23 protein-coding genes are annotated in these 23,781 nt (G+C 67.3%); 13 read left to right on the top strand and 10 right to left on the bottom strand.

From position 1 onward, the window contains the following. Positions 1 to 223: 223 nt before the first annotated feature. The gene (locus TPR58_RS06380; protein ID WP_346245789.1) at positions 224 to 1,804 is read right to left on the bottom strand and encodes a M56 family metallopeptidase; all 1,581 of its coding nucleotides are present in this window, start codon (positions 1,802 to 1,804) and stop codon (positions 224 to 226) included. Further along, positions 1,801 to 2,169, bottom strand: coding sequence for a BlaI/MecI/CopY family transcriptional regulator (locus tag TPR58_RS06375; RefSeq protein ID WP_346245788.1), 369 nt, complete (start codon positions 2,167 to 2,169; stop codon positions 1,801 to 1,803). Before TPR58_RS06375 ends, TPR58_RS06380 begins: the two co-directional genes overlap by 4 nt. 191 nt (positions 2,170 to 2,360) lie before the next feature. On the opposite strand from TPR58_RS06375, the gene TPR58_RS06370 reads away from it, so the two are divergent. After that, on the top strand, positions 2,361 to 3,293 hold the full coding sequence (locus tag TPR58_RS06370) for a carbohydrate kinase family protein (RefSeq protein ID WP_346245787.1): 933 nt from the start codon (positions 2,361 to 2,363) through the stop codon (positions 3,291 to 3,293). A 279-nt stretch (positions 3,294 to 3,572) separates the two neighbouring features. Here the strand turns inward: TPR58_RS06370 and TPR58_RS06365 are convergent, their stop codons facing one another. The 3 genes from TPR58_RS06365 to TPR58_RS06355 are packed head-to-tail and all read right to left on the bottom strand — an operon-like array spanning position 3,573 to position 6,235. Further along, positions 3,573 to 4,904: an SPOR domain-containing protein gene (locus tag TPR58_RS06365; RefSeq protein ID WP_346245786.1), complete on the bottom strand. Its 1,332-nt coding sequence runs from the start codon at positions 4,902 to 4,904 to the stop codon at positions 3,573 to 3,575. 10 nt (positions 4,905 to 4,914) lie between these two features. Then, positions 4,915 to 5,517: a hypothetical protein gene (locus tag TPR58_RS06360; RefSeq protein WP_346245785.1), complete on the bottom strand. Its 603-nt coding sequence runs from the start codon at positions 5,515 to 5,517 to the stop codon at positions 4,915 to 4,917. 1 nt (position 5,518) lies between these two features. Continuing rightward, positions 5,519 to 6,235 (bottom strand): AAA family ATPase, encoded by a 717-nt coding sequence (locus tag TPR58_RS06355; protein ID WP_346245784.1) that lies wholly within the window; start codon positions 6,233 to 6,235, stop codon positions 5,519 to 5,521. A gap of 157 nt (positions 6,236 to 6,392) precedes the next feature. On the opposite strand from TPR58_RS06355, the gene TPR58_RS06350 reads away from it, so the two are divergent. Continuing rightward, positions 6,393 to 7,355, top strand: a complete 963-nt coding sequence (locus tag TPR58_RS06350; protein WP_346246046.1) for an SPOR domain-containing protein — start codon at positions 6,393 to 6,395, stop codon at positions 7,353 to 7,355. Between the two features lie 13 nt (positions 7,356 to 7,368). Here TPR58_RS06350 and TPR58_RS06345 read toward each other — a convergent pair whose 3' ends face one another. Continuing rightward, positions 7,369 to 8,190 carry a hypothetical protein gene (locus TPR58_RS06345; protein ID WP_346245783.1) on the bottom strand — a complete coding sequence of 274 codons (822 nt, stop codon included), beginning with the start codon at positions 8,188 to 8,190 and terminating at the stop codon, positions 7,369 to 7,371. Between the two features lie 111 nt (positions 8,191 to 8,301). After that, positions 8,302 to 9,183: a phosphoserine phosphatase SerB gene (serB, locus tag TPR58_RS06340; RefSeq protein ID WP_346245782.1), complete on the bottom strand. Its 882-nt coding sequence runs from the start codon at positions 9,181 to 9,183 to the stop codon at positions 8,302 to 8,304. Here serB and miaA point away from each other — a divergent pair. The 6 genes from miaA to TPR58_RS06310 all read left to right on the top strand — a co-directional run bounded on the left by miaA (position 9,182) and on the right by TPR58_RS06310 (position 15,846). After that, a complete protein-coding gene (gene miaA, locus TPR58_RS06335; protein WP_346246045.1) occupies positions 9,182 to 10,111 on the top strand; it encodes a tRNA (adenosine(37)-N6)-dimethylallyltransferase MiaA in 930 nt (309 codons plus the stop codon). The genes serB and miaA overlap by 2 nt on opposite strands. Before the next feature lie 79 nt (positions 10,112 to 10,190). Then, a complete protein-coding gene (locus TPR58_RS06330; RefSeq protein ID WP_346245781.1) occupies positions 10,191 to 11,936 on the top strand; it encodes an acetolactate synthase 3 large subunit in 1,746 nt (581 codons plus the stop codon). Between the two features lie 56 nt (positions 11,937 to 11,992). Next, complete coding sequence (ilvN, locus tag TPR58_RS06325; protein ID WP_346245780.1) at positions 11,993 to 12,508, top strand: acetolactate synthase small subunit; 516 nt, start codon at positions 11,993 to 11,995, stop codon at positions 12,506 to 12,508. 126 nt (positions 12,509 to 12,634) lie between these two features. Next, positions 12,635 to 13,654, top strand: coding sequence for a ketol-acid reductoisomerase (gene ilvC, locus TPR58_RS06320; RefSeq protein WP_346245779.1), 1,020 nt, complete (start codon positions 12,635 to 12,637; stop codon positions 13,652 to 13,654). A gap of 169 nt (positions 13,655 to 13,823) precedes the next feature. Beyond that, positions 13,824 to 15,116 carry an SMI1/KNR4 family protein gene (locus TPR58_RS06315; protein WP_346245778.1) on the top strand — a complete coding sequence of 431 codons (1,293 nt, stop codon included), beginning with the start codon at positions 13,824 to 13,826 and terminating at the stop codon, positions 15,114 to 15,116. Between the two features lie 97 nt (positions 15,117 to 15,213). Beyond that, positions 15,214 to 15,846: a YceI family protein gene (locus TPR58_RS06310; protein ID WP_346245777.1), complete on the top strand. Its 633-nt coding sequence runs from the start codon at positions 15,214 to 15,216 to the stop codon at positions 15,844 to 15,846. A gap of 87 nt (positions 15,847 to 15,933) precedes the next feature. Here TPR58_RS06310 and TPR58_RS06305 read toward each other — a convergent pair whose 3' ends face one another. Beyond that, positions 15,934 to 18,603 (bottom strand): TonB-dependent receptor, encoded by a 2,670-nt coding sequence (locus tag TPR58_RS06305; RefSeq protein WP_346245776.1) that lies wholly within the window; start codon positions 18,601 to 18,603, stop codon positions 15,934 to 15,936. Positions 18,604 to 18,848: 245 nt separating this feature from the next. Between TPR58_RS06305 and folE the strand changes: the two genes are divergently transcribed. The 4 genes from folE (at position 18,849) to TPR58_RS06285 (ending at position 21,229) form a co-directional block, all read left to right on the top strand. After that, positions 18,849 to 19,469 (top strand): GTP cyclohydrolase I FolE, encoded by a 621-nt coding sequence (gene folE / locus TPR58_RS06300; protein WP_346245775.1) that lies wholly within the window; start codon positions 18,849 to 18,851, stop codon positions 19,467 to 19,469. Positions 19,470 to 19,473: 4 nt separating this feature from the next. Next, positions 19,474 to 20,238 (top strand): SDR family oxidoreductase, encoded by a 765-nt coding sequence (locus TPR58_RS06295; protein ID WP_346245774.1) that lies wholly within the window; start codon positions 19,474 to 19,476, stop codon positions 20,236 to 20,238. After that, positions 20,231 to 20,596: a dihydroneopterin aldolase gene (locus TPR58_RS06290; RefSeq protein WP_346245773.1), complete on the top strand. Its 366-nt coding sequence runs from the start codon at positions 20,231 to 20,233 to the stop codon at positions 20,594 to 20,596. The genes TPR58_RS06295 and TPR58_RS06290 overlap by 8 nt, the downstream gene beginning before the upstream one ends. Before the next feature lie 84 nt (positions 20,597 to 20,680). Further along, positions 20,681 to 21,229: a glycine zipper 2TM domain-containing protein gene (locus TPR58_RS06285; RefSeq protein WP_346245772.1), complete on the top strand. Its 549-nt coding sequence runs from the start codon at positions 20,681 to 20,683 to the stop codon at positions 21,227 to 21,229. A gap of 72 nt (positions 21,230 to 21,301) precedes the next feature. Here TPR58_RS06285 and leuA read toward each other — a convergent pair whose 3' ends face one another. Further along, complete coding sequence (leuA, locus tag TPR58_RS06280; protein WP_346245771.1) at positions 21,302 to 22,960, bottom strand: 2-isopropylmalate synthase; 1,659 nt, start codon at positions 22,958 to 22,960, stop codon at positions 21,302 to 21,304. 208 nt (positions 22,961 to 23,168) lie between these two features. After that, positions 23,169 to 23,432, bottom strand: a complete 264-nt coding sequence (locus TPR58_RS06275) for a hypothetical protein (protein WP_346245770.1) — start codon at positions 23,430 to 23,432, stop codon at positions 23,169 to 23,171. Positions 23,433 to 23,657: 225 nt separating this feature from the next. Between TPR58_RS06275 and TPR58_RS06270 the strand changes: the two genes are divergently transcribed. Continuing rightward, a complete protein-coding gene (locus TPR58_RS06270) occupies positions 23,658 to 23,762 on the top strand; it encodes an HVA1 family protein (protein ID WP_346245769.1) in 105 nt (34 codons plus the stop codon). Positions 23,763 to 23,781: the final 19 nt, after the last annotated feature.

Raw genomic sequence — 23,781 nt, 5'->3', positions numbered from 1 at the left:
GAAGACAAGGGCATGGTCGAATTGCGCCGTCGCGCGCTCGTACCACTGACCCCGCATCGGGAAGCGGGGCCGACCGCGAAGGAGCGTCGGCCGACCCCGTCCCAGAGACGCTCGAAAAGGGGCATCATCGAGCATCTTCCCCTGGCCTCCGAACGGGCTTCCCCTCCCGAAAGCCAGCCCGGTCGGACCGCCGCCATCGGCGGCGATCCGGATCCCGCAATGATCAGTTCATGCTGTTGGCGCGAGCGCGGGCGCGTTCCTGCTGAACCTCGGCCAGCGCCTCGTCGATACCCTTCAGGGCCTGCGCCTTGGCCTCGGCAGACATGCTGCCGTCCCGCTCGATCGAGCGGCGCGCCGACCTGAGACCCATCAGCGCGCCGTCGAGACCGAGGTCACGCGACCGGAGTGCCAGAACGCGCGCTTCCTGCACCCGCATCGGAGCCTCGACGCGTGACATGTGCTCGATTCGGTTGGTGCAGATGATCGTGACCTGCTTCTTCCCGTCCTTCGACGGGCGGTTGATCACCATCTCGCCAGTTATCGGCCCGCTGGTGCACTTCTCGGAACGGATTTCGGGTACCATCGCCTCGATTTCCACCCGGGTCGGAATTTTGACATCAGCCAGTTCACCTTCGCCATTCACCACGACCACCCGGCGCTTTTTGCCATCCTTGTTGCCGTCTTCGTCCTGCGTGACGGTGTACCGATAGACCCGGAGCTTCTCCTTGGGCGCCGCGGCGGGCGCCGCCTGCACCGCGGCAGGAGCGGCAGGCGCCGACGGTTCGGCAGGCTCGGCCGGTGCGGCTGGCGCGTCCTGTGACAGGGTGATGCCGGTCGCCGCCTCGACCTTCGACGTCAGGCGCTCCGCTGCCTTGCTCCCCGACGCGGTCAGCCCGAGTGCGGCCAGCGACAGTGCCCCCAGCCCCAGGGCGCCCGTCGCGATGCGTGCCGGGGACGTTTTGTGGGTCTTCGAAAGCATGCGTAACCTCCCTTTGATTTCGTTGATCGTATGCAGATGACATGCCGCCGAGACCGCACCCCCATGCGCGGACTTGACGATCGCGCGGCCATAGGCGTGGCGCAGCGCCGCTTCGCGGCCGGCGAGCACCAGCGCGTCGCAGGCCATTTCCTGGTCGGCGCGGAAGGCGCGGAAGGCCCGCCAAGCGACCGGGTTGAACCAGTGGAGAGCGAGGACGATCAGCGCGACCCAGTTGGCGATCAGGTCGCCGCGGACATGGTGGCCAAGCTCGTGCGCCAGCGCCAGCGCACGCTCCTGCTCGTCATAGCGCTCGGTGAAATCACGCGGAAAGGCGACATATTTGCGCCAGACCCCGAAGGCGAGCGGGCCATGGGCGGCGTCGGTCTCGATCACCCGCACCTTGCCGTCCGCGACCGTGCGATCGACCCGCGCCCGGCTGAGCAGCCGCGAACAGAACCGCCCATGCGCGATCAGATGATAGGCAAGGAACGCTGCCGCGCCAGCCGCCCAGATCATCGCCGCCACCAGCATCCAGTCGACCGCCGGCGCTGCGGGCGCGGCGCCCGCCGCGGCCGCGATCGGGGCATCCGCGCCGGTATCGACCACATAATAGGTGATGACGTCGCTCATCGCCGCGACCGGCGCCGCGCTCTGCTCGCGCCAACCCTGGGGGAGCGGCGGCAGCAGCATCCGCAGCACCGGCAACAGCCACAGCGCATAGGCCAGGCCGGGGCCGAACGTCCGGCGAACCGGCGCACGGATCGCCAGCACCAGCAGCATCAGCAGCGTGGTGGCGACGAAGGTCTCTGCGACCCAGGCGATCATGACTTGAGGTCCTTCAGCAGGGCCTCGATCTCGGCGATGTCCTGGTCGGTGATCTCGTCCCGCTCGGCCAGATGCGCGACCAGCGGCGTCAGCTTGCCGCCGAACAGCCGGTCCATCAGCCGTCGCGATTCGCCCGCGACATAGTCCGCCCGCTCGACCAGCGGCCGGTACAGGTAACGGCGCCCTTCTTCCTTATGCGCGATGACGTTCTTGGCGAGCAGACGACCGAGCAGCGTCTTGACGGTGTTGGCGCTCCAGCCGCGTTCGGTCGGCACGCGTTCGGCCACCTCCTGCGCGCTGAGCGGCGACGTGTCCCACAGCACTTCCATCACGGTATGCTCGGCGTCACTGATGCGTTCGGTCATCTTCACCCCTTCCAATGACTACACCTGTAATCGGTGCGTTTACGTCTGTAGTCAATAGGGTGAATGCCCGCTGAACGGAACATGACGGACTTGACGAACCTGCGTGACTCCCCTTCTCCCGCGCAAGCGAGCCGCCGGCCCGCGCGCATCTACAGGAGGCTGTCATCGTCGGAATTATCGCCCATGCGCCCGTGGACCTGGTCGCAGAGGTGGACGAGTCGCTTCTCGATCGGTTCGCGATCCGCAAATTGCTCTGCACGACCATGCCGGTCGAACGCAGCATCGAACTGGGCAAGGAGCTCGCGGACGGGGCGACCGCCCCGCGCCTGCTTCCCGGCGGCTGCGGCGCGAACATGGCCTCCTGGCTGGCGCGGCTGGGCAGCGACACCGCGGTCGTCGCACCGTTCGGCAACGACGCGACCGCGCAATTCGCGCGGCGCGACCTGGAAGCACGCGGGGTTCGCATCGTCGGCTTCGACTATGACGGCCCGCATTCGGTCATCTACACCCTGATCACCTCGGACCGGGAACGGACCTTCGCCGACTATTGCCACGGCGTCGACTATGACCTGTTCGACAGCGCAGCGGGGCTCGCCGGCGAGAAGCTGGTGTCGATCGACGGCTACCTGCTGCTGCGGCCCGGCGCCGCGGAGGGCGTGCGCGCCTATCTGGAGCGTTCGCGGCCCGCCGAGCAGCAGATCGTCTTCTGTCCCGGCGACGTCAGCGTGCTGGCGGATGCGGCGGAAATCGCGCACTTCATCCTCGATCGCAGCGACCATCTGCTGATCAACCGCAACGAGGCGGCTGCCCTGTTCCCCGGCCTGAGCGACGAACAGGTCGCGACCGAATTGCGGAGCCGCGGCATCTCCGGCGCGATCACCCAGGGCGAGCATGGCGCCTTCCTGTTCAACGCCGACACGTGGCTCCACATTCCGTCGGCCAGCCTCGGTCGCCCGATCGCGAACACCAACGGCGCCGGCGATGCGTTCGCCTCGGGCTATGTCCACGGGATCGACCGGGGAATGCCGCTGGACGCGATCGCCACGCTCGCGACCCGGTGCGCCGCCGAGATCCTGATGACCGAATCCGCCCGCCCCGCCCTGCCCGTCGCCGCAACGCGCTGACCTGTCGGACCGGTTTACACTCCGGGCGCGGTGGCGGAATCGTTAACCGCTGCAAGGCGCGGAAATCCGCAGATCCGTCGAATTGGCACGGTTGCTGCGATGTAGAATGACATCCGAGCGTTCAACGCTTCATCAGGGCGGGTCGACCAGCTTCACGGTCTCGCGTCGACCCGCCCGACCCGGCCCATCGGGCGCTCCCCTCCATCCCATCCCGAAGCCGCACGAAAAAGGGCCGGAGCATCGCCCCGACCCCCTTGCGTCACTTGGATCGATCGCAACTCAGCGCGAAGCGAACTGAACCGTGCGGCGCGGGCTGGCCCAGCTTGCGACCTGATCGCCGGACTGGGCGCGAACGAAACATGCGCCGCCCCTGCTGCGCACGGTCGTGCACAGCGACACCGCATCGGCGCGGGCGAAGCCGCCGACCGAAAGCCGGTACAAGGTCGTGCCGGATTTGCTGAAGCTCATGCCTTTCGGCGTGTAACGGGCAAGCGCCGGGACGCGCGTGCTGGTCCGCTTCCATGCGTCGCGGGCGACCCCGGCATTGTCGAACGCGCCGAGCTGTACGACCCAGTCGCCCCTGGCCGCGACAACGGGCGCGGGCACTGCCGCCGCCGCAACCGCGGTCCGCGCCGCGACGGCCCGGCGAGGCGCCAGGTCAGGCGCGCGGGTGCCCGCGGGAATTGCCTGGACCACCTCGGCACGGGGCCCGAAGACGACCGATCCGGTCCCCGCCAGCTGCGCGGTGATCGGGCCGGACGACGTCGGGGTCGGCGCAGGGCCGCTATCCGCGACCATGGCGGCCGCGTTTTCCGGCGCGCCCGGCATATATTGGTCGATCGGATCGGCTGCCTTGGCGACCGCAGTCCCAGGTTGAAGCGCCAGCGCGAGCTGCGCGGGCTGGCCCTCGTCCTCGACGGCGCGCACGCCCAGCAGCGAGGCGACCTGGTCATAGGCGTTGGCCGGGCGCGAGAAGCTGGCCCATTGCATGATCCGCGCGTCGAGCTGGTCGGCGGGCACATCCATTGCCGCGACATTCTTCGCATCCTGCCAGCGGCCCGCAAGCGCGAGGGCCAATGCGTAGTTCTGGCGGGTCTTCGACGTCGCATCCGCGGCGCGCACCGCCGGGACCAGGAGTTCCACCGCCTTCACCGGGTCCCCGGCCAGGGCGTAGGCAAGCCCGCGGTCGCTGACCGGGATCGAGGCATGATGCCGATCCAGCGTCGATCGCGCGCCCGACCAGTCGCCCTGAGCGATCTGGGCAAGCGCGTAGTTGAGCGCCACCCGGCCGTCGGACGAATCGAGGCTCAGCGCGTCGCCCAGTGCGGTCCGCGCCGAGGCAAAGCGTCCGGCCAGCAGATAAGCCTGGCCGAGCAGCGCCCGATATTCCGCATTCTGCGGCGCATTGGCCACCGCCGTCTCGGCATGCGCGACCGCATCCTGCGCATTGCGGCGCGCGATCGCCTTGCGGGCGGACGCGGCCTCGGCCGCCGCCTTTTTCGGATTCTCGCTCGACGCGGCGGTCGCGATCATCCCCGGTCCGGCCCCGACCACCGCGCCCGACAGGACGAGGATCGACAGACCGATCGGAACAAGGGTGCGGCGCTTCATGGTCATGCCCTCAATGGCTGGTCGTGGTGTCGAGCTGGCCGGCAAGCGCGTCCACCTCGGCAAGCGAGTCGAGAAACACGTCCAGCGCGGCGGTCACCAGCTGCTGCGCCGACCGGTTGGTGACGGCCGATGCCAGCCTCAGCCGCAGGTGACGGTCCTGGTCCAGGCGAAGCGTGAACGCCGCCTTCGCCTTGTCGGTTCGCGCCCGCGAGGCGACCTGCGCGTCGCGGATCATCCGTGCAAGGAGCTGGCGCTGGGCCGGCACCGCTACGGGCGACTCGGCGTTGTCCCCGGGCTCGGACGGTGCGGTGACCGGATCGGCCACCGCCTCGTCGATCGCCGCCGGTTCGGGTGCCAGCTGCTCTTCCAGGATTGCCCGCTGGCGCACGACCTCGGGGACGGGGGGCGCCGTGATCGGCGACGCCGGCGCGGGGGCCAGCATCGGCTGCGGCGGATAGCCGCGATCCTCGCCCATGTCGTTCCAGCCGAGATCCTCGCCTGTATAGGACAGGTGCGGCACGAACCCCTGGGGGCGCATGGCCGGCCGGGCCTGGCCCTTGCGGGCGAGCAGGCTGGACGACAGCGACGCGATCGGCTTGTTGATGCTGCTCATGTCAGCTCACCACCCGGCGGCCAAAGCCGCTTCCGGCGGGCCGCGCACCGAACTGGCTGACGGGCGTCGAGGGCACCGAGAAGACGGTGCGCCGGAAATTCTTCTCCAGCCGGTCGGAGACATAGCTCCACAGCTGGGCGACCTCCGCGGCCGACTTGCCCTTGGGATCGGTTTCCATGACCGTGCGGCCGTCGATCATCGACGAGGCGAAATCGGTGCGGTGATGGACGGTCACCGGCGCGACCGTTCCATGCTGCGACAGCGCGACCGCCGCCTCGGAGGTGATCCGCGCCTTTGGGGTGGCCGCATTGACCACGAAGATCAGCGGCTTGCCCGCGCGTTCGCACAGGTCGACCGTGGCCCCCACCGCGCGAAGGTCATGCGGGCTCGGCCGCGTCGGGATGACGATCAGCTCGGCGACCTGGATGACGCTCTGGATCGCCATCGTGATCGCCGGCGGCGTGTCGATGACCGCGGTCCGGAATCCCTGCTGGCGCAGGATCTCCAGATCCGCCGCCAGCCGCGCGACCGTGGTCTGCGCAAACGCCGGAAACTCCGTGTCGCGCTCGTTCCACCAGTCGGACAGCGACCCTTGCGGATCGATATCGATCAACACGACCGGACCACTGCCGGCCAGCTGTGCCTGCACAGCCAAATGCCCGCTCAGCGTGGTCTTTCCGGACCCGCCTTTCTGCGATGCCATCGCCAGGACGCGCATGTACCCCCTCGAATTCAGTGATCCCGATCGAGGGATGCCATGGCGGGGAATAAGAACAGGTTAATGGGCGAGCGTCCCGATCTTAAGCCTTTCCTCACACTCGGTGGTTAACCCCGCCTTATCCATAGGGACCAAGGCGCGGAGCAAGCTGTTGAAGATGGTATTCGGGATCGGGGCGGCATGCGCGCTGCTGGCAGCCTGCCCCCAGTCGCTGGCGCAGCAGGCAGGCACGGAGCCGGTCAAGGCGGGCGTCGACGCCTGGGAGCGCGGCGACTATGCCGGTGCGGTCGAACGCTGGCGGCCCGAGGCGCTGAAGGGCAACGCCGACGCCCAGTTCAATCTCGGCCAGGCCTACAAGCTGGGCCGCGGGGTCAAACCGGACCTGAACCTGGCCGAGGAATGGTATCGCAAGGCCGCGGTCCAGGGCCATCCCGAGGCACAGGACAATTACGGCCTGATCCTGTTCCAGAACAACAAGCGGCCCCAGGCGCTCGAATGGCTCGAACGGTCCGCCGCACGTGGCGAGCCGCGCGCCCAGTTCGTGCTGGGCACGCTCTACTTCAACGGCGACTCCGTCGCCCGCGACTGGGTGCGCGCCTATGCCCTGACCACCCGCGCATCGCAGGCCGGTCTGCCCCAGGCATCCGCCGCGCTGTCGCAGATGGACCGCTATATCTCGCTCGGCGACCGGCAGAAGGGGCTGACGCTCGCACGCGAGCTGGAACGCAGCGCCAGCCTGCCGCAATCGCCCATCACCGTCGAGCCCACCACCCCGCCCGTCCGCGTCGCAGCCGGCGAAAAGCCCGCGCCGCCCCGCCAGACCCGCCCGGAACCCCGCCCGTCGCCCACTCCCAGGACAGCCCGTCCCGCTCCCGCTCCTGCGCCCAAGCCGACCGCTCCGCCTCGCGACGGCGGCTGGCGCGTGCAGCTTGGCGCGTTCGGCGACGCCGGCAATGCGCGCCGACTATGGGCCCAGTCGGCCAGGCGCTTTCCGGGGAGGCAGGTCTATTATCCCAGGCGCGGACCGCTGACCCGGGTGCTGGTGGGCCCCTATGGCTCACGAGCCGAGGCCGCCGCCGCCTGTCGCGGGATCAGCCCCTGCGTGCCCGTCACCAACTGATCCTGCACGCGTCCTAGTCGCCGCCGCCCGGCCCGTCCGTCGGCGCTTCCGCTTGGCGATAGTCGATCCGGATCCGGACCATGGTGCCCAGCATCGGCTTACCGCCCACCCGTGGCGGTCGCACCCGGAATTGCCATGACGCCTGGCGGACCGCGCCCGCATAGCGCGATCCGCGCGGCGAATCGGCCAGTTCGACGCAGTCCTCGACCCGGTAATTGGCGACCATGCGGCAGGCGATGATACCCCAGCCTGCGCCGACCTTGGGCGGTATATACGGGGCGAGCTCGGCCTGGGTCGGCTCGCGATACCATTCGGCGGCGTACAGGGGCTCGCCATTGGGCGCCTGGCCGACGATCGGGCTGTCGCCCGGCATCCGCCCGCTGCCTGCCGATGCGCCGGCGCCGGACGCGGCGCCCGCATCCGCGCTCCTGCTCGGCTGGCCGCGTCCGACATCGGTCGCGGTATAGTCGCGCTTGGGAAGCCACAGGACATCTGCCTTTGGCACCGGCGGCGTCGGCGGCACTTCGGGCGGTGGCGCGACATCGGGGGGAACGGGGCGTTCCTCCACCGGCTTCTCGGCCGATTTCGCCTGGGGCTTCTGCTCCGCCTGCTTGGTCTCGCTGGCCTCGGCCTCGCTGTCGCTTTCGCCGCTGCTCACGTCGAATGCGAGCGTGTCGGGCGCCCCGGCCTTCGGCTCGGGCCTGGGCATCAGTGCGAACAGGAAGATCAGGATCAGCAGCAGCTCGATCGCGATCGCCAGCACGAGCGCGGCACCGCGCTGGCCGAGCTTCGCCCGCATCCGCTCCCGGACGGTCAGCTGTTCGCCGCTACTCATCGTCGAACGCAACCCGACCCCGCCATGCCGCGCAGGAGAGGCCCGACGCGCGTCACCCTTCTAGACCCGCACATTCGGGCAAATTTGCGACCGTGGCAGGCGTCTGGCGACTCAGGACGAAACCGCCCAGTCGCTGCGCGCGATACCCTGGGCATGGAGCAACACGGTCAGGTCGCCATGATCCACCCGTGCACCCGCCGCAGCGGCAACGATCGGCTTGGCATGATAGGCAACGCCCAGGCCCGCCTTGCGGATCATCGCCAGGTCGTTGGCGCCGTCGCCCACCGCCAGTGTCTGATGCGGGGACAGGCCGCGTTCGGCGATCGCCGCCAGCAGGGTCGCTTCCTTCGTGCCGCTGTCGACGATCGGCTTGCCCACCGCACCGGTCAGCGCGCCAGCCTCGATCAGCAGGCGATTGGCGATCATCCGGTCGAATCCGATCCGCGCGCCGACCGGATCGGCGAAGCGGGTGAAGCCGCCGGACACGAGGATGGTCAGCGCACCGCGCGCGCGCATCGTCTTCACCAGCGCCTCGGCCCCCGGCATCAGCCGCACCCGCTCTTCCAGGCAGCGGTCGATCGCCGACTCCTCCAGCCCTTTCAGCAGCGCGACTCGGGCGTCCAGCGCGGCGGCGAAGTCGAGTTCGCCGCGCATCGCCCGCTCGGTCACCTCCGCGATCTGCGGTTTGATCCCGGCATAGTCCGCCAGCTCGTCGATGCACTCGACCGTGATCATCGTCGAATCCATGTCCGCCACCAGCAGTGTCTTCGCGCGCCCCTCGACCGGCTGGACGATCACGTCGGTGCCGGCGAATGCGCCTTCCAGCGCGCCGCGCGCCGCATCGGCGTTGCTGTCAAAACATATGTCCGCCGCGACCCCCTCGTCGATCCAGCGCTGCTCGCCCGGCGAACAGCCCGCGGCCGCCAGCCGATCGGCGGCAGAGGACAGGTCCCCCGCGGGCAAGCGGTCTGCTATGAGCGTGGCGATGAACATGGGCACCCCTGATCTTCCGAAGGTCGCGCTCATCGCAGGGCCGACCGCCAGCGGCAAGTCCGCGCTGGCGATCGCGCTCGCGGAGCGGCACCGCGGCACGGTGATCAACGCCGATTCCGCCCAGGTCTATGCCGACCTGCGCGTCCTGTCGGCGCGCCCGAGCGTCGAGGAGGAGACGCGCGTCCCGCACCGCCTGTTCGGTCATATCGACGGCGCAGATGCCTATTCCGCGGCGCGCTGGGCAAGCGAGGCGCGTGCCGAGATCGACGCCGCCCATGCCGCCGGTCGCCTGCCGATCCTGGTCGGGGGTACCGGCCTGTATTTGCTCACCCTGATCGAGGGGATCGCGCCCGTCCCCGACATCGAGCCGGAGATCCGCGACCAGGTTCGTGCGCTGCCGGTGGCCGAGGCCTATGCCGAACTGGTCCGCCTCGATCCCGCCGCCGCGGCCCGGTTCCGCGCCAGCGACACCACCCGGGTGGCGCGCGCGCTCGAGGTCGTTCGCTCGACCGGCCTTCCGATCGCGCATTGGCAGGCCGAGCGCCAGGGCGGCATCGGCGACCGTATCGCCCTGTCCGCGATGATCCTCCTGCCCGATCGCGACTGGCTCACCCGGCGCACCGACCAGCGGTTCGAAGCGATGCTGGACGGGGGAGCCGTCGACGAAGTCCGCGCGCTCGAGGCCCGCACCGACCTGGCACCGAACGCACCCGTCCGCCGCGCCATCGGCGTTCGCGAGATCGGCGACTGGCTGGCCGGCACGATCGATCGGGCAGAAGCTGCCCGCCAGGCCCGGATCGCCACCCGCCAATATGCCAAGCGGCAATATACCTGGTTCCGGCGACAGCCCCCGCCCGCCTGGACACGCACCGATCAGACAGATATTTCCAATAACATCGATGTAATTGAAACAATGTTGTCCATTTAGGGCTTGACGCATCATTTTAGTGCGACTAGCAGCCTCCCTCCGGCGGTGCTATGTCGCACCGCAACAAGAGGAGGCAGGCGTGACCGAGAAGAGCGGAGCAGACATCCTGATCGAGACGCTGTGCGATCTCGGTGTGGAAGTCATCTTCGGTTACCCGGGCGGCGCCGTCCTTCCGATCTATGACGCGCTGTTCAAGCAGGACCGGATCAAGCACATCCTGGTGCGCCACGAACAGGCGGCGACCCACGCGGCGGAGGGCTATGCCCGCTCGACTGGCAAGCCGGGCGTGGTGCTGGTGACCTCGGGCCCTGGCGCGACCAATGCCGTCACCGGCATCACCGACGCGCTGCTGGATTCGATCCCGATGGTCGTGCTGACCGGCCAGGTTCCGACCGCGCTGATCGGCACTGACGCGTTCCAGGAAGCCGACACGGTCGGCATCACGCGCCACTGCACCAAGCATAACTATCTGGTGAAGGACCCGGCCAAGCTGGTCGACGTCGTCACCGAGGCGTTCCATATCGCCACCACCGGCCGTCCCGGCCCGGTCGTTGTCGACATCCCCAAGGACGTTCAGGTCGCGACCGCGCGGGTCGGATCGAACGCCCCGATCCGCCATGCGACCTACAAGCCGCAGACCAAGGCGGATGCGGCGAAGATCCAGGAAGCGGTCGACATGCTCGCCGCGGCCGAACGCCCGATCTTCTACACCGGCGGCGGCGTCATCAACTCGGGGCCGGAGGCATCACGCCTGCTGCGCGAGCTTGCCGCGCTGACGGGCGCGCCGGTGACCTCGACGCTGATGGGCCTGGGCGCCTTTCCCGCCGCGTCGGACCAGTGGCTGGGCATGCTGGGCATGCACGGCACCTACGAAGCGAACATGGCGATGAACCGCGCCGACCTGATCATCGCCGTCGGTGCGCGTTTCGACGACCGGGTGACCGGCCGGCTGGACGCGTTCAGCCCGAACAGCCGCAAGGTTCACATCGATATCGACCGGTCGTCGATCAACAAGAACGTCCGCGTCGATCTGCCGATCATCGCCGATTGCGGTTCTGCACTCGCCGACATGGTCGACGCGTGGAAGACCCGCAGCCATCCCAGGCCCGATCTCACCGAATGGTGGAACCGGATCAATGGCTGGCAGGCACGCCGCTGCCTCGACTTCCCGGATCGCCAGGACGTCATCATGCCGCAGCGGGCGATTCGTGCGCTGCATGCGGCGACGAAGGATCGCGATCCGATCATCACGACCGAGGTCGGCCAGCACCAGATGTGGGCCGCGCAGCATTTCGATTTCGAGGACCCCAACAAGTGGCTGACCTCGGGCGGTCTCGGCACGATGGGCTATGGCCTGCCCGCCGCGATCGGCGCGCAGCTCGGCAATCCCGATGCGCTGGTGATCGATATCGCCGGCGAAGCATCGATCCAGATGAACATCCAGGAACTCGGCACCGCGACCCAGTATCGCCTGCCGGTCAAGATCTTCATCCTGAACAACGAATATATGGGCATGGTCCGCCAGTGGCAGGAACTGACCTATCAGTCGCGCTATTCGGAAAGCTATTCGGATGCGCTGCCCGATTTCGTGCGGCTGGCCGAGGCCTATGGCTGGAAGGGCCTGCGCATCGATACGCTCGACGAGCTGGAACCCGGCATCCAGGCGATGCTCGATCATCCCGGGCCCGTCATGGTCGACTGCCGCGTGGCGAAGCTCGCCAACTGCCTGCCGATGATCCCGTCGGGCGCCGCGCATACCGAGATGCTGCTGGAGGGCAATGTCGTGTCCGGCGAGATGGACGACGAAGCGAAGGCGCTGGTGTGATGCCCGCTATCGTCTCGCCCACCCCGCCCGCCCCCCGGACTCGCTGAAAGCAGATCATGCACATCAAGGAAGAAGTGAAGGAACGGCACACGCTTGCCGTGATCGTCGACAACGAGCCGGGCATTCTCGCCCGGATCGCCGGCCTGTTCACCGCGCGCGGCTATAATATCGAGAGCCTGACGGTGAGCGAGATCAGCGAGGATCGCGCGGTCAGCCGGATCACGATCGTCACCAGCGCATCGGCGCATGTGATGGAGCAGATCATCGCCCAGCTCGACCGGCTGGTGCCGGTCCACAAGGTGACCGACCTGACCGCCGCAGGCCCGCATGTCGAGCGCGAGCTGGCGCTGATCAAGGTCGCCGGCACCGGCGATCACCGGATCGAGGCATTGCGCCTTGCCGAAGTCTACCGCGCCCGCGTGGTCGACGCGACCATCTCCAGCTTCGTGTTCGAAGTGACCGGCGGCACCGAGAAGATCGACAAGTTCGTCGAGCTGATGGGTGAAGTCGGGCTGGTCGAAGTCGCCCGCACCGGCGTCGTCGCCATCTCGCGCGGCCGCGACGCCGCCTGAACTTACCCCTCTCCGCCCGGAGAGGATGGGGACCGCGACGACGGTCCCCCAGTCATCGATCTCGACCAGGCAAACAGCCGGTCTCTGCCAACCTCGCCTCCAACCGGCGAAAGAAAGGGAAAGCCCATGCGTGTCTATTATGATCGCGATGCCGATCTGAACCTGATCTCCGACAAGAAGATCGCCATTGTCGGCTATGGCAGCCAGGGCCATGCCCATGCCCAGAACCTGCGCGACAGCGGCGTCAAGAACGTCGCGATCGCGCTTCGCGAGGGCTCGGCGACCGCCAGGAAGGCCGAAGGCGCCGGCTTCAAGGTGCTGAGCAATTCCGAGGCGGCCGAATGGGCCGACATCCTCATGATCCTGGCCCCCGACGAGCACCAGGCGGCGATCTGGGAGAACGACCTGAAGGGTCGCATGCGCCCCGGCACGGCGCTTGCCTTCGCGCACGGCCTGAACGTGCATTTCGGCCTGATCGAGCCGCCGGCGGACATCGACGTGATCATGATCGCGCCCAAGGGTCCGGGCCACACCGTGCGCAGCGAATATGTCCGCGGCGGCGGCGTGCCCTGCCTCATCGCGATCCATCAGGACGCCTCGGGCAACGCGCATGACGTCGCGCTGGCCTATGCCTCGGGCGTCGGCGGCGGTCGTTCGGGCATCATCCAGACCGACTTCAAGGAAGAGTGCGAGACCGACCTGTTCGGCGAACAGGCCGTGCTGTGCGGCGGCATCACCCACCTGATCCAGGCCGGGTTCGAGACGCTGGTCGAGGCCGGCTACGCTCCCGAAATGGCCTATTTCGAGTGTCTGCACGAGACCAAGCTGATCGTCGACCTGCTCTATGAGGGCGGCATCGCCAACATGCGCTACTCGATCTCGAACACCGCCGAATATGGCGACATCGTCACCGGCCCGCGCATCATCACCGACGAGACGAAGAAGGAAATGAAGCGGGTCCTGGCGGACATCCAGTCGGGCCGCTTCGTGAAGAACTTCGTCCTCGACAACCGCGCCGGCCAGCCCGAGCTGAAGGCCTCGCGCAAGGCAGCAGCCGCGCATCCGATCGAGCAGGTCGGCAGCGAGCTGCGCGCGATGATGCCCTGGATCGGCGCGAACAAGCTGGTCGACAAGGACAAGAACTGACCCCATCGCACCTTCGGTGTGACGACAATGACAAGCCTCCCCTCGCCCGAGGGGAGGCTTTTCCTTTGTCGGCACGGCAGGCCGCTCCGCGCGCGCGTCCGCCTGCCGCTGGCGCTGTCGACACGGGGATCGGGTAGCGTCATCCTCAGGGTGTCGAAGGAGCCGAAGCTTGCCACAGCAACAGGACGACGGTGTCGCCCCCGCGATCCGGATTTTCGAGGACAGGCTGATCCTCGAGGCGCAGCCGCCGATCAGCGACGATCGGATCGCCGAGATCGAGGCGCGGGTCGGCCGCCCGCTGCCGCCGGGCCTCGTCGCGCTGTGGCGCACCGCCTTTGGCGGCCGGCTCGACTATGCGCTGTCGATCGACTTCAACGGGACGGTCGCCGGCTTTTCCTGCAACGAGCTCTTCTATCCCGACAGCGACGGCTATCACGACCTGTGGGGCTGGATCGATCACGAGATCGAACTCGCACGCGAGGCCGGGGATCCCATGATCGCGCAAGGGCAGCTGCGCTACCTGCCCTTTGGCGGCTTCGAATATCTCGACCGCCTCTATGTCTGCCTCGAGGAAGGGCCCGATTATGGCGCGGTGGTTGCCTATATGCAGGGCCTGCCGCCCGCCTGGGCCTTGCGGCTGCACGAGGATTCGATCGCCCGGATCGCCGATGACGTGCCCGGCTTCTTCCACCTGCTCGGCCTCGACCAGGATCCTTTCGAGTCCGGCGACGACGCCTATGCTGCCGGCGACGAAATGGTCGACGCGATCGAGACGGTGCGCAGGACCGATCCTGCACGGGCGGAGCGGCTGACCGCGCTGGTACGCTCCGCCGTGCTCGACTGGCGCGCCGCCCTCGACGACGGCTCGATCGCGACGGACGCACGTCTTCGTCGACTTGCGTTGAACCATGCGGCGTCGAAGGGCGACCTCGTCCTGATCGAAGGGCTGGCGGCGCTCGGATGCGACCTTGGCGAACGCTATATCGGTGGCGGCAACCTGCTCGATCATGCCCTGCTGCTCGGGCAGGACGGCCTGGCCGATGCCATGATCGAGCGTGGACTGGACGCGAGCAATTCGATCATCGCCGCTGCGAGCACGATCGACGCCCGGCGCACGGCGCAATTGCTCGACCTCGGCGCCGAAATCGGCCTGCATTCGCCGCGGACCGCGGCCAATGCCGGCCATGTCGACAGCGCCCGGCTGATGGTCGATGCACTGGCCCGGCTCGACCTGGAATTGCTGGAGGAACTGCCCGATCAGCTCAACCGCTCGGCCGACGACGCCCATCGCTCCGCCGAACGGATCGAGAGCGGCGACATGGGCTCGAACGTCGCGCCCGACGACTATCGCCGCCGGGCCGGCGATCTTCGCGACCTGGCCCGTCATGTCGAACAGGTCCTCGCCGACGGCACGCCGTCGCCATCGGGCGGGCCATGGTGGCGCAAGCTTATCGGGGGTTGATGTCCCTTTCGCGAAACCCAGTGTTTCGCACTCGTCATTTGACGGCCGTCAATTTCACGCTGACATAGGGCACCGTTTTTCTCGGACAGGAGCCGTCATGCGTTATCGCAACTTCGCCCTTATTGCCGCCCTCGCCATCGCGGCACCCGTCATCGCCCAGCAGGACGCCGCCCTGCCCGGCGCCAAGGATCCGGCACGCGTCACCGCCGGCACCTACACCGTCGATCCGCACCACACGCTGGTCAGCTGGAAGGTCAATCATTTCGGCTTCAACGATTATTTCGGCTTGTTCGGCGACGCCACCGGCACGCTGACGATCGACCCGGCCAAGCTGGCCGAGGCGAAGGTCGACATCACCATCCCGGTCTCGAAGGTGACGACCGCCAGCGCCGGCCTGACCGCCCACCTGCTGAAGCCCGCCGAAGCCGGCAAGACGGCCGACTTCTTCGGCGCCAATCCGGCAGACGCCCGCTTCGTGTCGAAGCGGGTCTCGCCGCGCGGCACCCGCGCGGTGATCACCGGCGACCTGACGCTGAACGGCGTCACCCGCCCGGTCACGCTCGAGGCCGAGTTCACCGGCGCCGGTGCCAACCCGATGTCGAAGAAGCAGACCGTCGGCTTCGCCGCGACCACGCGGATCAACCGCAGCGAGTTCAATGTCGGCTACGCGGTTCCGATGGTATCGGACGCGGTCGACCTGACGATCACCGTCGCCTTCGAAAAGAACTGATCTCCACGCCGGCTTCTCTACGGCGGACAAACGAAAAGGCCGGGGATCGCTCCCCGGCCTTTTTGCATTCGGACGTGCCGGCCGGCGTCAGAAGCCGAAGCGGGCGCGCACGCCGTAGAAGCGCGGCATGCCGGGATAGCCGGCATAATTGCCGTTCTGCTCGGGCACCGCGAAGCCGGTGACATAGTAGAACTGGTTGGTCAGGTTCTCGACGAAGAACTCGCCGCGAATATTGCCGTCGTTGGACTGCAGCCCGACCCGGGCCGACACCAGCGCATAGGCCGGATTGCGAACGATGCCGCGATTGGCGTTCAGCGGGCTGATGCCGACGATCTCGGTCTCGCCGTTGAGGCGCGCATCGACATGCAGCAGGCCCTTTAGCCCGCTGGTGATCTGCGGCTGCCACGTCACGGTCGAGGTCACGACATGGCGCGGCTGGTTCTGGATCTGGCGCCCCTCCAGCCCGGCCAGCGGCGTTCCGGTGAAGTTGTTCGACGCATCATATTTCGCATCGAGGAAGGTATAGCCCAGCCGGACCGTGAAATCGGACGAGGGACGGATCGTCGCTTCGGCCTCGACACCCTTGGACGTCGAGGAATCGATGTTCTGCACGACGAAGTTGTTCCCGCTGAACACCAGGTTCTGCAGGTCCTTGTACTTGCCGTAGAAGCCCGCGACGTTCAGCGTGAACGCACGGCCCCAGCTCGACTTGAAGCCGACCTCGAACGAGTCGACGGTTTCCGACCCGAACGCCAGGTCGCTGGCCTGCGCGCCGTTGCCGCCCAGCAGCACCGAGTCGAACGTCGCCTGGTCGAGATTGTAGCCGCCCGACTTGTAGCCGCGGTCATAGCTCGCATAGGCGAGGAAGCTGGGTGAGATCTTGTAGGCCAGCTTGACGGTGCCGGTCACCTTGCTCTCGTCCTGGCTGTGCGCGTAATTGCCGTTGAACTCGGTGTTGATCGCCGGGTTGCAGCTCAGCAGGAACAGGTTGTTGAACAGCCCCGGCACGTTGCGCAGGAAATTGGCATAGGCGGTCGCCGCCGGGTCGCCTGCACGCACCTGGTTGAAGAAGGTGCAGCTGCCGGTGTTGTTGTTGATCGACGCGTCCAGGTCCTTCTTCTCGTAGTTGAACCGCGCGCCCAGCGTGACCGAGAATTTGTCGGTCACGTTGACGATATTGTGGGTGAACGCCGCGAAGGCGTTGGTCTTCACCGTGAACAGGTCGGGATTGTTGCCCTGCCCTGCCGCCGCGCCCGGCAACGGGCTGGTGACCAGCGCCGCCAGGCCCGGGATCACTGCGGTCGGATAATTGGGGATCTGGCACGCGCCCGGCGCACCGGTGCCCGCCTGCGCCCGGAAGCAGGCGACGAGCGGCGCGAGCGCGCCGAAGCCTGCGGGCGGCACGGCCGGGTTGAGGATCGCCTGGCCGAACAGCGGCACCGACGGGCCGAGCGAGCCGTAGAACTGCAGCGGGCGCCCGAACGCCGGCGCCAGCTGCCCGGCGAACACGGTATCGACATAGCGATTGCCGTCATTGCCGATGTTGACGGTGTCACGCAGCGTCAGCTTCTCGTTCAGGTAGAAGCCGCCGACCAGCCAGTCGAGGATGCCGGCCGACCCCTGCAGGCGGATTTCCTGGGTGAAGTCGTTCAACCCGGTCTTGTACCCGCTGCGATAGGCGCGATCGATGCCGGCGAAGTCGATGTCCTGGTCGCGGGTGGCGCGCCACACGCGATAGGCGGTGATCGAGGTCAGCGTGACGTTGCCCAGGTCCCAGTTCAGCTCGCCCGAGAAGCCATAGTCGCGCACCCGCTCGCCATAGCCGCGATTGGGCGAGATCGCCTGGGTGCGGTGCTCCGGGTTCTGCGTGTAGGAGATGCCGCCGATCGTCACCGCGTCGCCGACATAGCTGCCGATGATCCCCTGCGGCGCCGTCACCGCGTTGATCGCGGCGTTCAGCGGCCCGCGCGCGACGCTGATCGCCCCGCAGCAATCCTCGTCGGTTGACGAATAGTCGCCGATCAGGCGCAGCGTGATGTCGCCGCTGTCGAGGAGCGCCTGGCCGCGGACGTTCCAGCGGTTGATGTCGTTGATCGCCCGGTCGGAATTGGCGTCGTTGATATAGCCGTCGCGCTTGCGATAGCCGGCGTCGAGGCGCAGCGCGAGCTGCTCGCTCACCGGGCCGGTGATCGCGCCTTCCAGCTCATAGGCATTGTAGTTGCCATAGCTTCCCTCGACATAGCCGCCGAACTCGAACGCCGGCTGCGCGGTGAAGATCGACAGCGCGCCGGCCGAGGTGTTGCGGCCGAACAGCGTGCCCTGCGGCCCGCGCAGGATCTCGACCCGCTGCAGCTCGGGAAGTTCGGACAGTGCGACGCCTGCGCGCGGACGGAACACGCCGTCGATGAACACGCCCACTGCGGGTTCGAAGCCGGGATTGTCGCCGGCGGTGCCGATACCGCGGATCGACAGCGACGATCCGGTCGCCGCCGACTGGCCGGTGGTGGTCTGGAGCGACGGCGCCAGCTGCTCGAGTCCGCGAATGTCCTGGACGCCGGCATTTTCCAGCAGCTCGTTGCTGATCGCGGTGATCGCGATCGGCACTTCCTGGACCGTCTCGTTGCGGCGCGTGGCGGTGACGACGATGTCGTTGGCCGAGCTGTACTCGGCATCGCCCTGCGAGCTGTCCTGCGCCATCGCGGGCGCGGCGAAGAAGACCGTCAGTGCCGACGCTGCGAGCAGTTCGAACTTTTTCATGGGATGCACCCCCTCCTGAGAAAGACGCTGGCAGCCATCGCCGTGGCTGCTCATTGCTTTTGTATGAACGTCAACTAACGCTGAGAAATTCGACGCGTCAACGGGAATAGCGAGCGGAACACGGGGCTTCCGGACGCTTTTTCCGAAGGCGGTACGGCGATGTCACACACGGTTTGAGCGCGAAAGCCGCATGCCGTAGCGTCATCGTCGATCACGGCCACAACTGGATTGGAAAGACGGGATTCATGGCGGACATTCACGACGGCACCGACGATGGCGACATCGTCGCTCCTCCGGCCAAGATTCCCGTGCCGGACGAGGTCCAGGACGCGATCCGCACGCTGATCCGCTGGTCGGGCGACGACCCCTCCCGCGAGGGGCTGATCGACACCCCTGCCCGCGTCGCGCGCGCCTGGAAGGAATATTGCCAGGGCTATACCGAGGACCCCCGCCACCATCTCAGCCGCGTGTTCGAGGAAGTCGGCGGCTATGACGAGATCATCCTGCTGAACGACATCCCGTTCCAGTCGCATTGCGAGCATCACATGGCGCCGATCATCGGCAAGGCGTCGATCGCCTATCTGCCCAAGGACAAGGTCGTCGGCATCTCGAAGCTGGCGCGCGTGCTCCACGCCTATGCCCGCCGGCTCCAGGTGCAGGAGCGGCTGACCGCCGAGGTCGCCGACTGTATCTGGAACGCGCTTCACCCGGTCGGTGTCGCGGTGGTGATCGAGGCGACCCATGCCTGCATGACCGCGCGCGGCGTGCGCACCCCCGGCGTCGGCATGGTGACCAGCCGGATGATGGGCGTGTTCCGCGAGGACGAGCGCAGCCGCAAGGAAGTGCTCGCGCTGATGGGATATTGATCGTATGCGCATCCTGGTGACCGGCGGCGCCCGCCGCATCGGCGCGGGGATCGTCCGCAGGCTGGCGCTGCGCGGGCATCAGGTCGCGATCCACCACCATAACTCGCCCGAAGAGGCGGAGGCGCTGAGCGACGCGCTGGCGCAGATCGGCGGACGGACCTGCGTCGTCTCCGGCGAGCTCGAGGTCGCCGCGACCGCAGCCGAGCTGATCGACGCCGCACGCGAGGCACTGGGCGGACCGGTCGACGGGCTGGTCAACAACGCCTCGATGTTCGCCTATGACGCCTTGCCCCTGTCCGACTTCGATCTGCTCGACCGGCACATGCGGATCAACCTGGGGGCGCCCGTCGCCCTGGCATCGGCACTGGCCGGGCAGGACGATCTGGACGACGGCGCGGTGGTCAACCTGCTCGACCAGAAGCTGGCCAACCTCAACCCGGACTTCTTCACCTATAGCTGCAGCAAGGCGGCCCTGGAGGCGGCGACCATCATGATGGCGCAGGCGCTCAGCCCGCGCATCCGGGTCAACGCGGTCTCCCCCGGCCTCACCCTGCCCAGCCTCGACCAGACGCCCGAGCAATTCTCCGAACATGCCCGCCAGAACCTGCTGCAGCGGCCCGTCGCGCTCGACGAGATCGCATCGACGGTCGAGCATCTTCTCACCGCGCGCAGCATCACCGGGCAGAATGTCTTCGTCGATTGCGGCCAACGCTTCGTGAAGCGTGACGGCGACGTGATGTTCGACGGGCGGGAGCGTCCCGATGCCTGACTATACCATCCATCTCGACGCGCTGGAGGTCAGCATGGGGCTCGGCATCCATCCGGAGGAACGCGCCGCGCCCCAGCGGGTCCTGCTGAGCGTGGCGATGGACTGTCGCTACCCGCAGGTCCCGCCGGACAGAATCGACGCGGTGGTCGATTACGACTTCTTGCGAACCGGTATCCGGAACCTCGCCGCCTCGCGCCATTTCGAGTTGCAGGAGGTGCTGTGCGAAGAGGTCGCGCGTCTGGCGATGCGCGATCCAAGGGTGACGGGGGTCCGCGTCCGCTCGATGAAAATCGATATCTACCCCGATGCCCGCGTCGGCTGCGAAATCGTGCGCAGGCGCGAGGAACCGCAAGGCTGAGGCCGTTGTTCATGCTCCGCTAAGGGCCGTTAGCGTTTCATGCGCGTAACGTTCCGAAGGAGGAGAATGATAATGTTTAGGTCCATGCTTACAGTAGCGCTTGGCGCAGCCGCGATTTCGGCTCTGCCCAGCTTTGCACCGGAAGCATCCGCGCAGACGCGCACCGAGCAGCAGCGCTGGAACGCCGCCCAGTCGCGATACGACCGCGAAACGCAGATCTATGAGCGCGAACGCGATCTCTACGAGCAGGCGCGTCGTCGCCGCAGTGGCGGCAATAACGGCTATTATCCGCGTCCCGGCGACAGCGGCTATAATGATCCGCGCAATGGCCCGGACTATGACGACCGCTATCGCACCGATTACGATGCATCGCGCTATTATCGTGACGACCCGCGCTATACCGAACGTCGCCTGAGTTCGCAGGACCAGGTCTATCGCGGCTCCGACGGCCGTTACTATTGCAAGCGCAATGACGGCACGACTGGCCTGATCGTCGGCGGCGCCGCGGGCGCACTTGCCGGCAACGTCATCGACGGCGGCCGCAACCGTGTTGCCGGCACGCTGATCGGCGGCGCGCTGGGCGCGCTGCTGGGCAAGAGCGTCGATCAGAACCAGGACGTTCGCTGCCGCTGAGGCAGACAGGTCCCCGGGCAGCGTGCCCGGGACCCTGATCCTGGCCTGTCCCCGGCGGTGCCGGGGACGGGTTCAGGCGCGGTTCGCCGCGCTCAGCACCGCGCGGACCGACGCGGTCGCGATATCGGCATCGATCCCGACGCCGAACACCGTCCGCCCCTCCGCCGTGCGACACTCGACATAGGCCGCCGCCTGCGCATCGGCACCGTGACCGATGGCGTGCTCGCTGTAATCGACCACGTCCAGGCTGGGCCCGGTCGTCCCGGCCAGTGCGTCGATCACGCCCGAGATCAGGCCGTTGCCGCGCCCCGAGATCGATCGTTCCTCGCCGCCCACCGCGATCCGGCCGACGAACACGCGGCTCCCGGCCGCGCCGCTTTCCTCATAATCGACCAGCACGAACCGGTCGCTGCCGCCCGGCAGGTAGATGCGGTCGAACAGCCCGCCGATATCGGCGGCATTGAGTTCGCGGCTCGTCTCGTCGGCCAGCGACTGGACGTGGCGCGAGAAATCGGCCTGCATCTTCTTGGGAAGCTTCAGCCCGCGATCCTGCTCGAGCACCCAGGCGACGCCGCCCTTGCCCGACTGCGAATTGACCCGGATCACCGCCTCGTAATCCCGGCCCAGGTCCTTGGGATCGATCGGCAGATAGGGGACGTCCCAATAATCGTCGTTGCGCTGCGCCTGCGCGGCGAAGCCCTTCTTGATCGCGTCCTGATGGCTGCCCGAAAAGGCGGTGAAGACCAGCTCGCCGGCATAGGGATGGCGCGGATGGACCGGGATCTGGTTGCAATATTCGACGGTCTTGATGACCTCGTCGATGTCGGAAAAATCGAGCTGCGGGTCGATCCCCTGGGTGTAGAGGTTCAGCGCCAGCGTCACCAGGCAGACATTGCCCGTCCGCTCGCCATTGCCGAACAGGCATCCCTCGATCCGGTCGGCGCCCGCCATCAGGCCCAGCTCGGCGGCGGCGACGCCGGTCCCGCGGTCGTTATGCGGGTGGAGCGAGATCACCACGCTGTCGCGGTTGCGGATGTTGCGGCCGAACCATTCGATCTGGTCGGCATAGACATTGGGCGTCGCGCACTCGACCGTCGCCGGCAGGTTGAAGATGATCGGCTTTTCCGGGGTCGGCTGGAGCACGTCCATCACCGCCTCGCAGACCTCGAGGCTGAAATCGAGCTCGGCGGTCGAGAAGGTCTCCGGGCTGTATTCGAAGCGCCAGTCGGTGTCGGGGCGCTTCGCCGCCTCGTCCCGCAGCACCTTGGCCCCGGCGACCGCGATCTCGCGCACCTCGTCGCGGCTCATGTTGAACACGATGCGCCGCCAGGCGGGCGAGACTGCGTTGTACAGGTGGACGATCGCGGTCTTCGCGCCTTCCAGGCTCTGGAAGCTGGTCTCGATCAGGTCGCGGCGCGACTGGGTGAGCACCTGGACGACGACATCGTCCGGGATGCGATCGTTGCGCACCAGTCCGGAGATGAAGTCGAACTCGGTCGCGCCGGCGCTGGGGAAGCCGACCTCGATCTCCTTGGCGCCGATGCGGACCAGCAGATCGAAGAAGCGGGTCTTCTTCTCGCTGTCCATCGGGTCGATCAGCGACTGGTTTCCGTCGCGCATGTCGGTCGACAGCCAGCGCGGCGCATGGGTGATGGTCTTTGCCGGCCATTGGCGGTTCGGCAGGTCGATCGTGGGGAACGGACGGTATTTGGTACGGGGATCGCGTAACATATGCGCTGTCTCTTCGGCTCGACCGGCACAATGCCGGTCAGGGTCGGTCCAGGGGTTTGAAAGTCGCCCTTAGGGGAGACGCGCGCGGATGGCGGACGCCCCTAAGGGCGGATAAGTCGCAGTCGAAGGGCGCATGCGCGAAACATGGCCCTCCAATGGCCCAGGCCGTTCATCTTGTCCACCATCGTCGATCTGCACCGCGATAAAGTCAGGGTGCCTCGGTTTCGTCCGCTGCCGCCGGGGTCTGCTCCTCGACCTCGCTCGCCGCATCGGCCTCGTTTCCGGCGACGATCTCGCTTGCATTCGCGCCTGCCTCGTCGCTCGGCGATGGGCTGGGCGACGGCGTCGGGCTGGGCGTGGCGACGATTTCGGCGGTGGGCGGCGGGTCGGAATAGTTCGTCCCGGTCGTGCCGCCGCCGCCGCATGCCGCCAGCAGCAGCAGCCCACCCAATGCCAGAATCGTCCGCGTCATCACGCTTCCTTCGTCAATTCCTGCGCCCGATAGCATGACTTAGCGGCGAGCCGAACCGTTACAGCGCCGAATCGTTGCCGCACCGCTCCCTCTCCCCCGTCAGAAGTGCAAGGACGGAACGGTGTAGATCGCGAGGAGTTTTCACAACGGCGATTGCGGCATCCGAGGGTCGCCTGGCCCGCTAAAGCGGGTTATCCACAGGCAAAAGCCGCGTTAGCGGGGAATATGGACCATCGGATGCGTGCATCGCGCAAAGAACCACAGTACATCGTCCGCAGCGACAACGGCGGAAAGGCCTCGCACGAGCCGTCTGCGCTGACCAAGGAATAGCCCGCCCAAGGGCACGAAC

It is taken from the genome of Sphingomonas rustica, from assembly GCF_039652585.1.
Classification (GTDB): Bacteria; Pseudomonadota; Alphaproteobacteria; order Sphingomonadales; family Sphingomonadaceae; genus Sphingomonas; species Sphingomonas rustica.
This window is presented reverse-complemented; position numbering and strand designations above follow the sequence as displayed.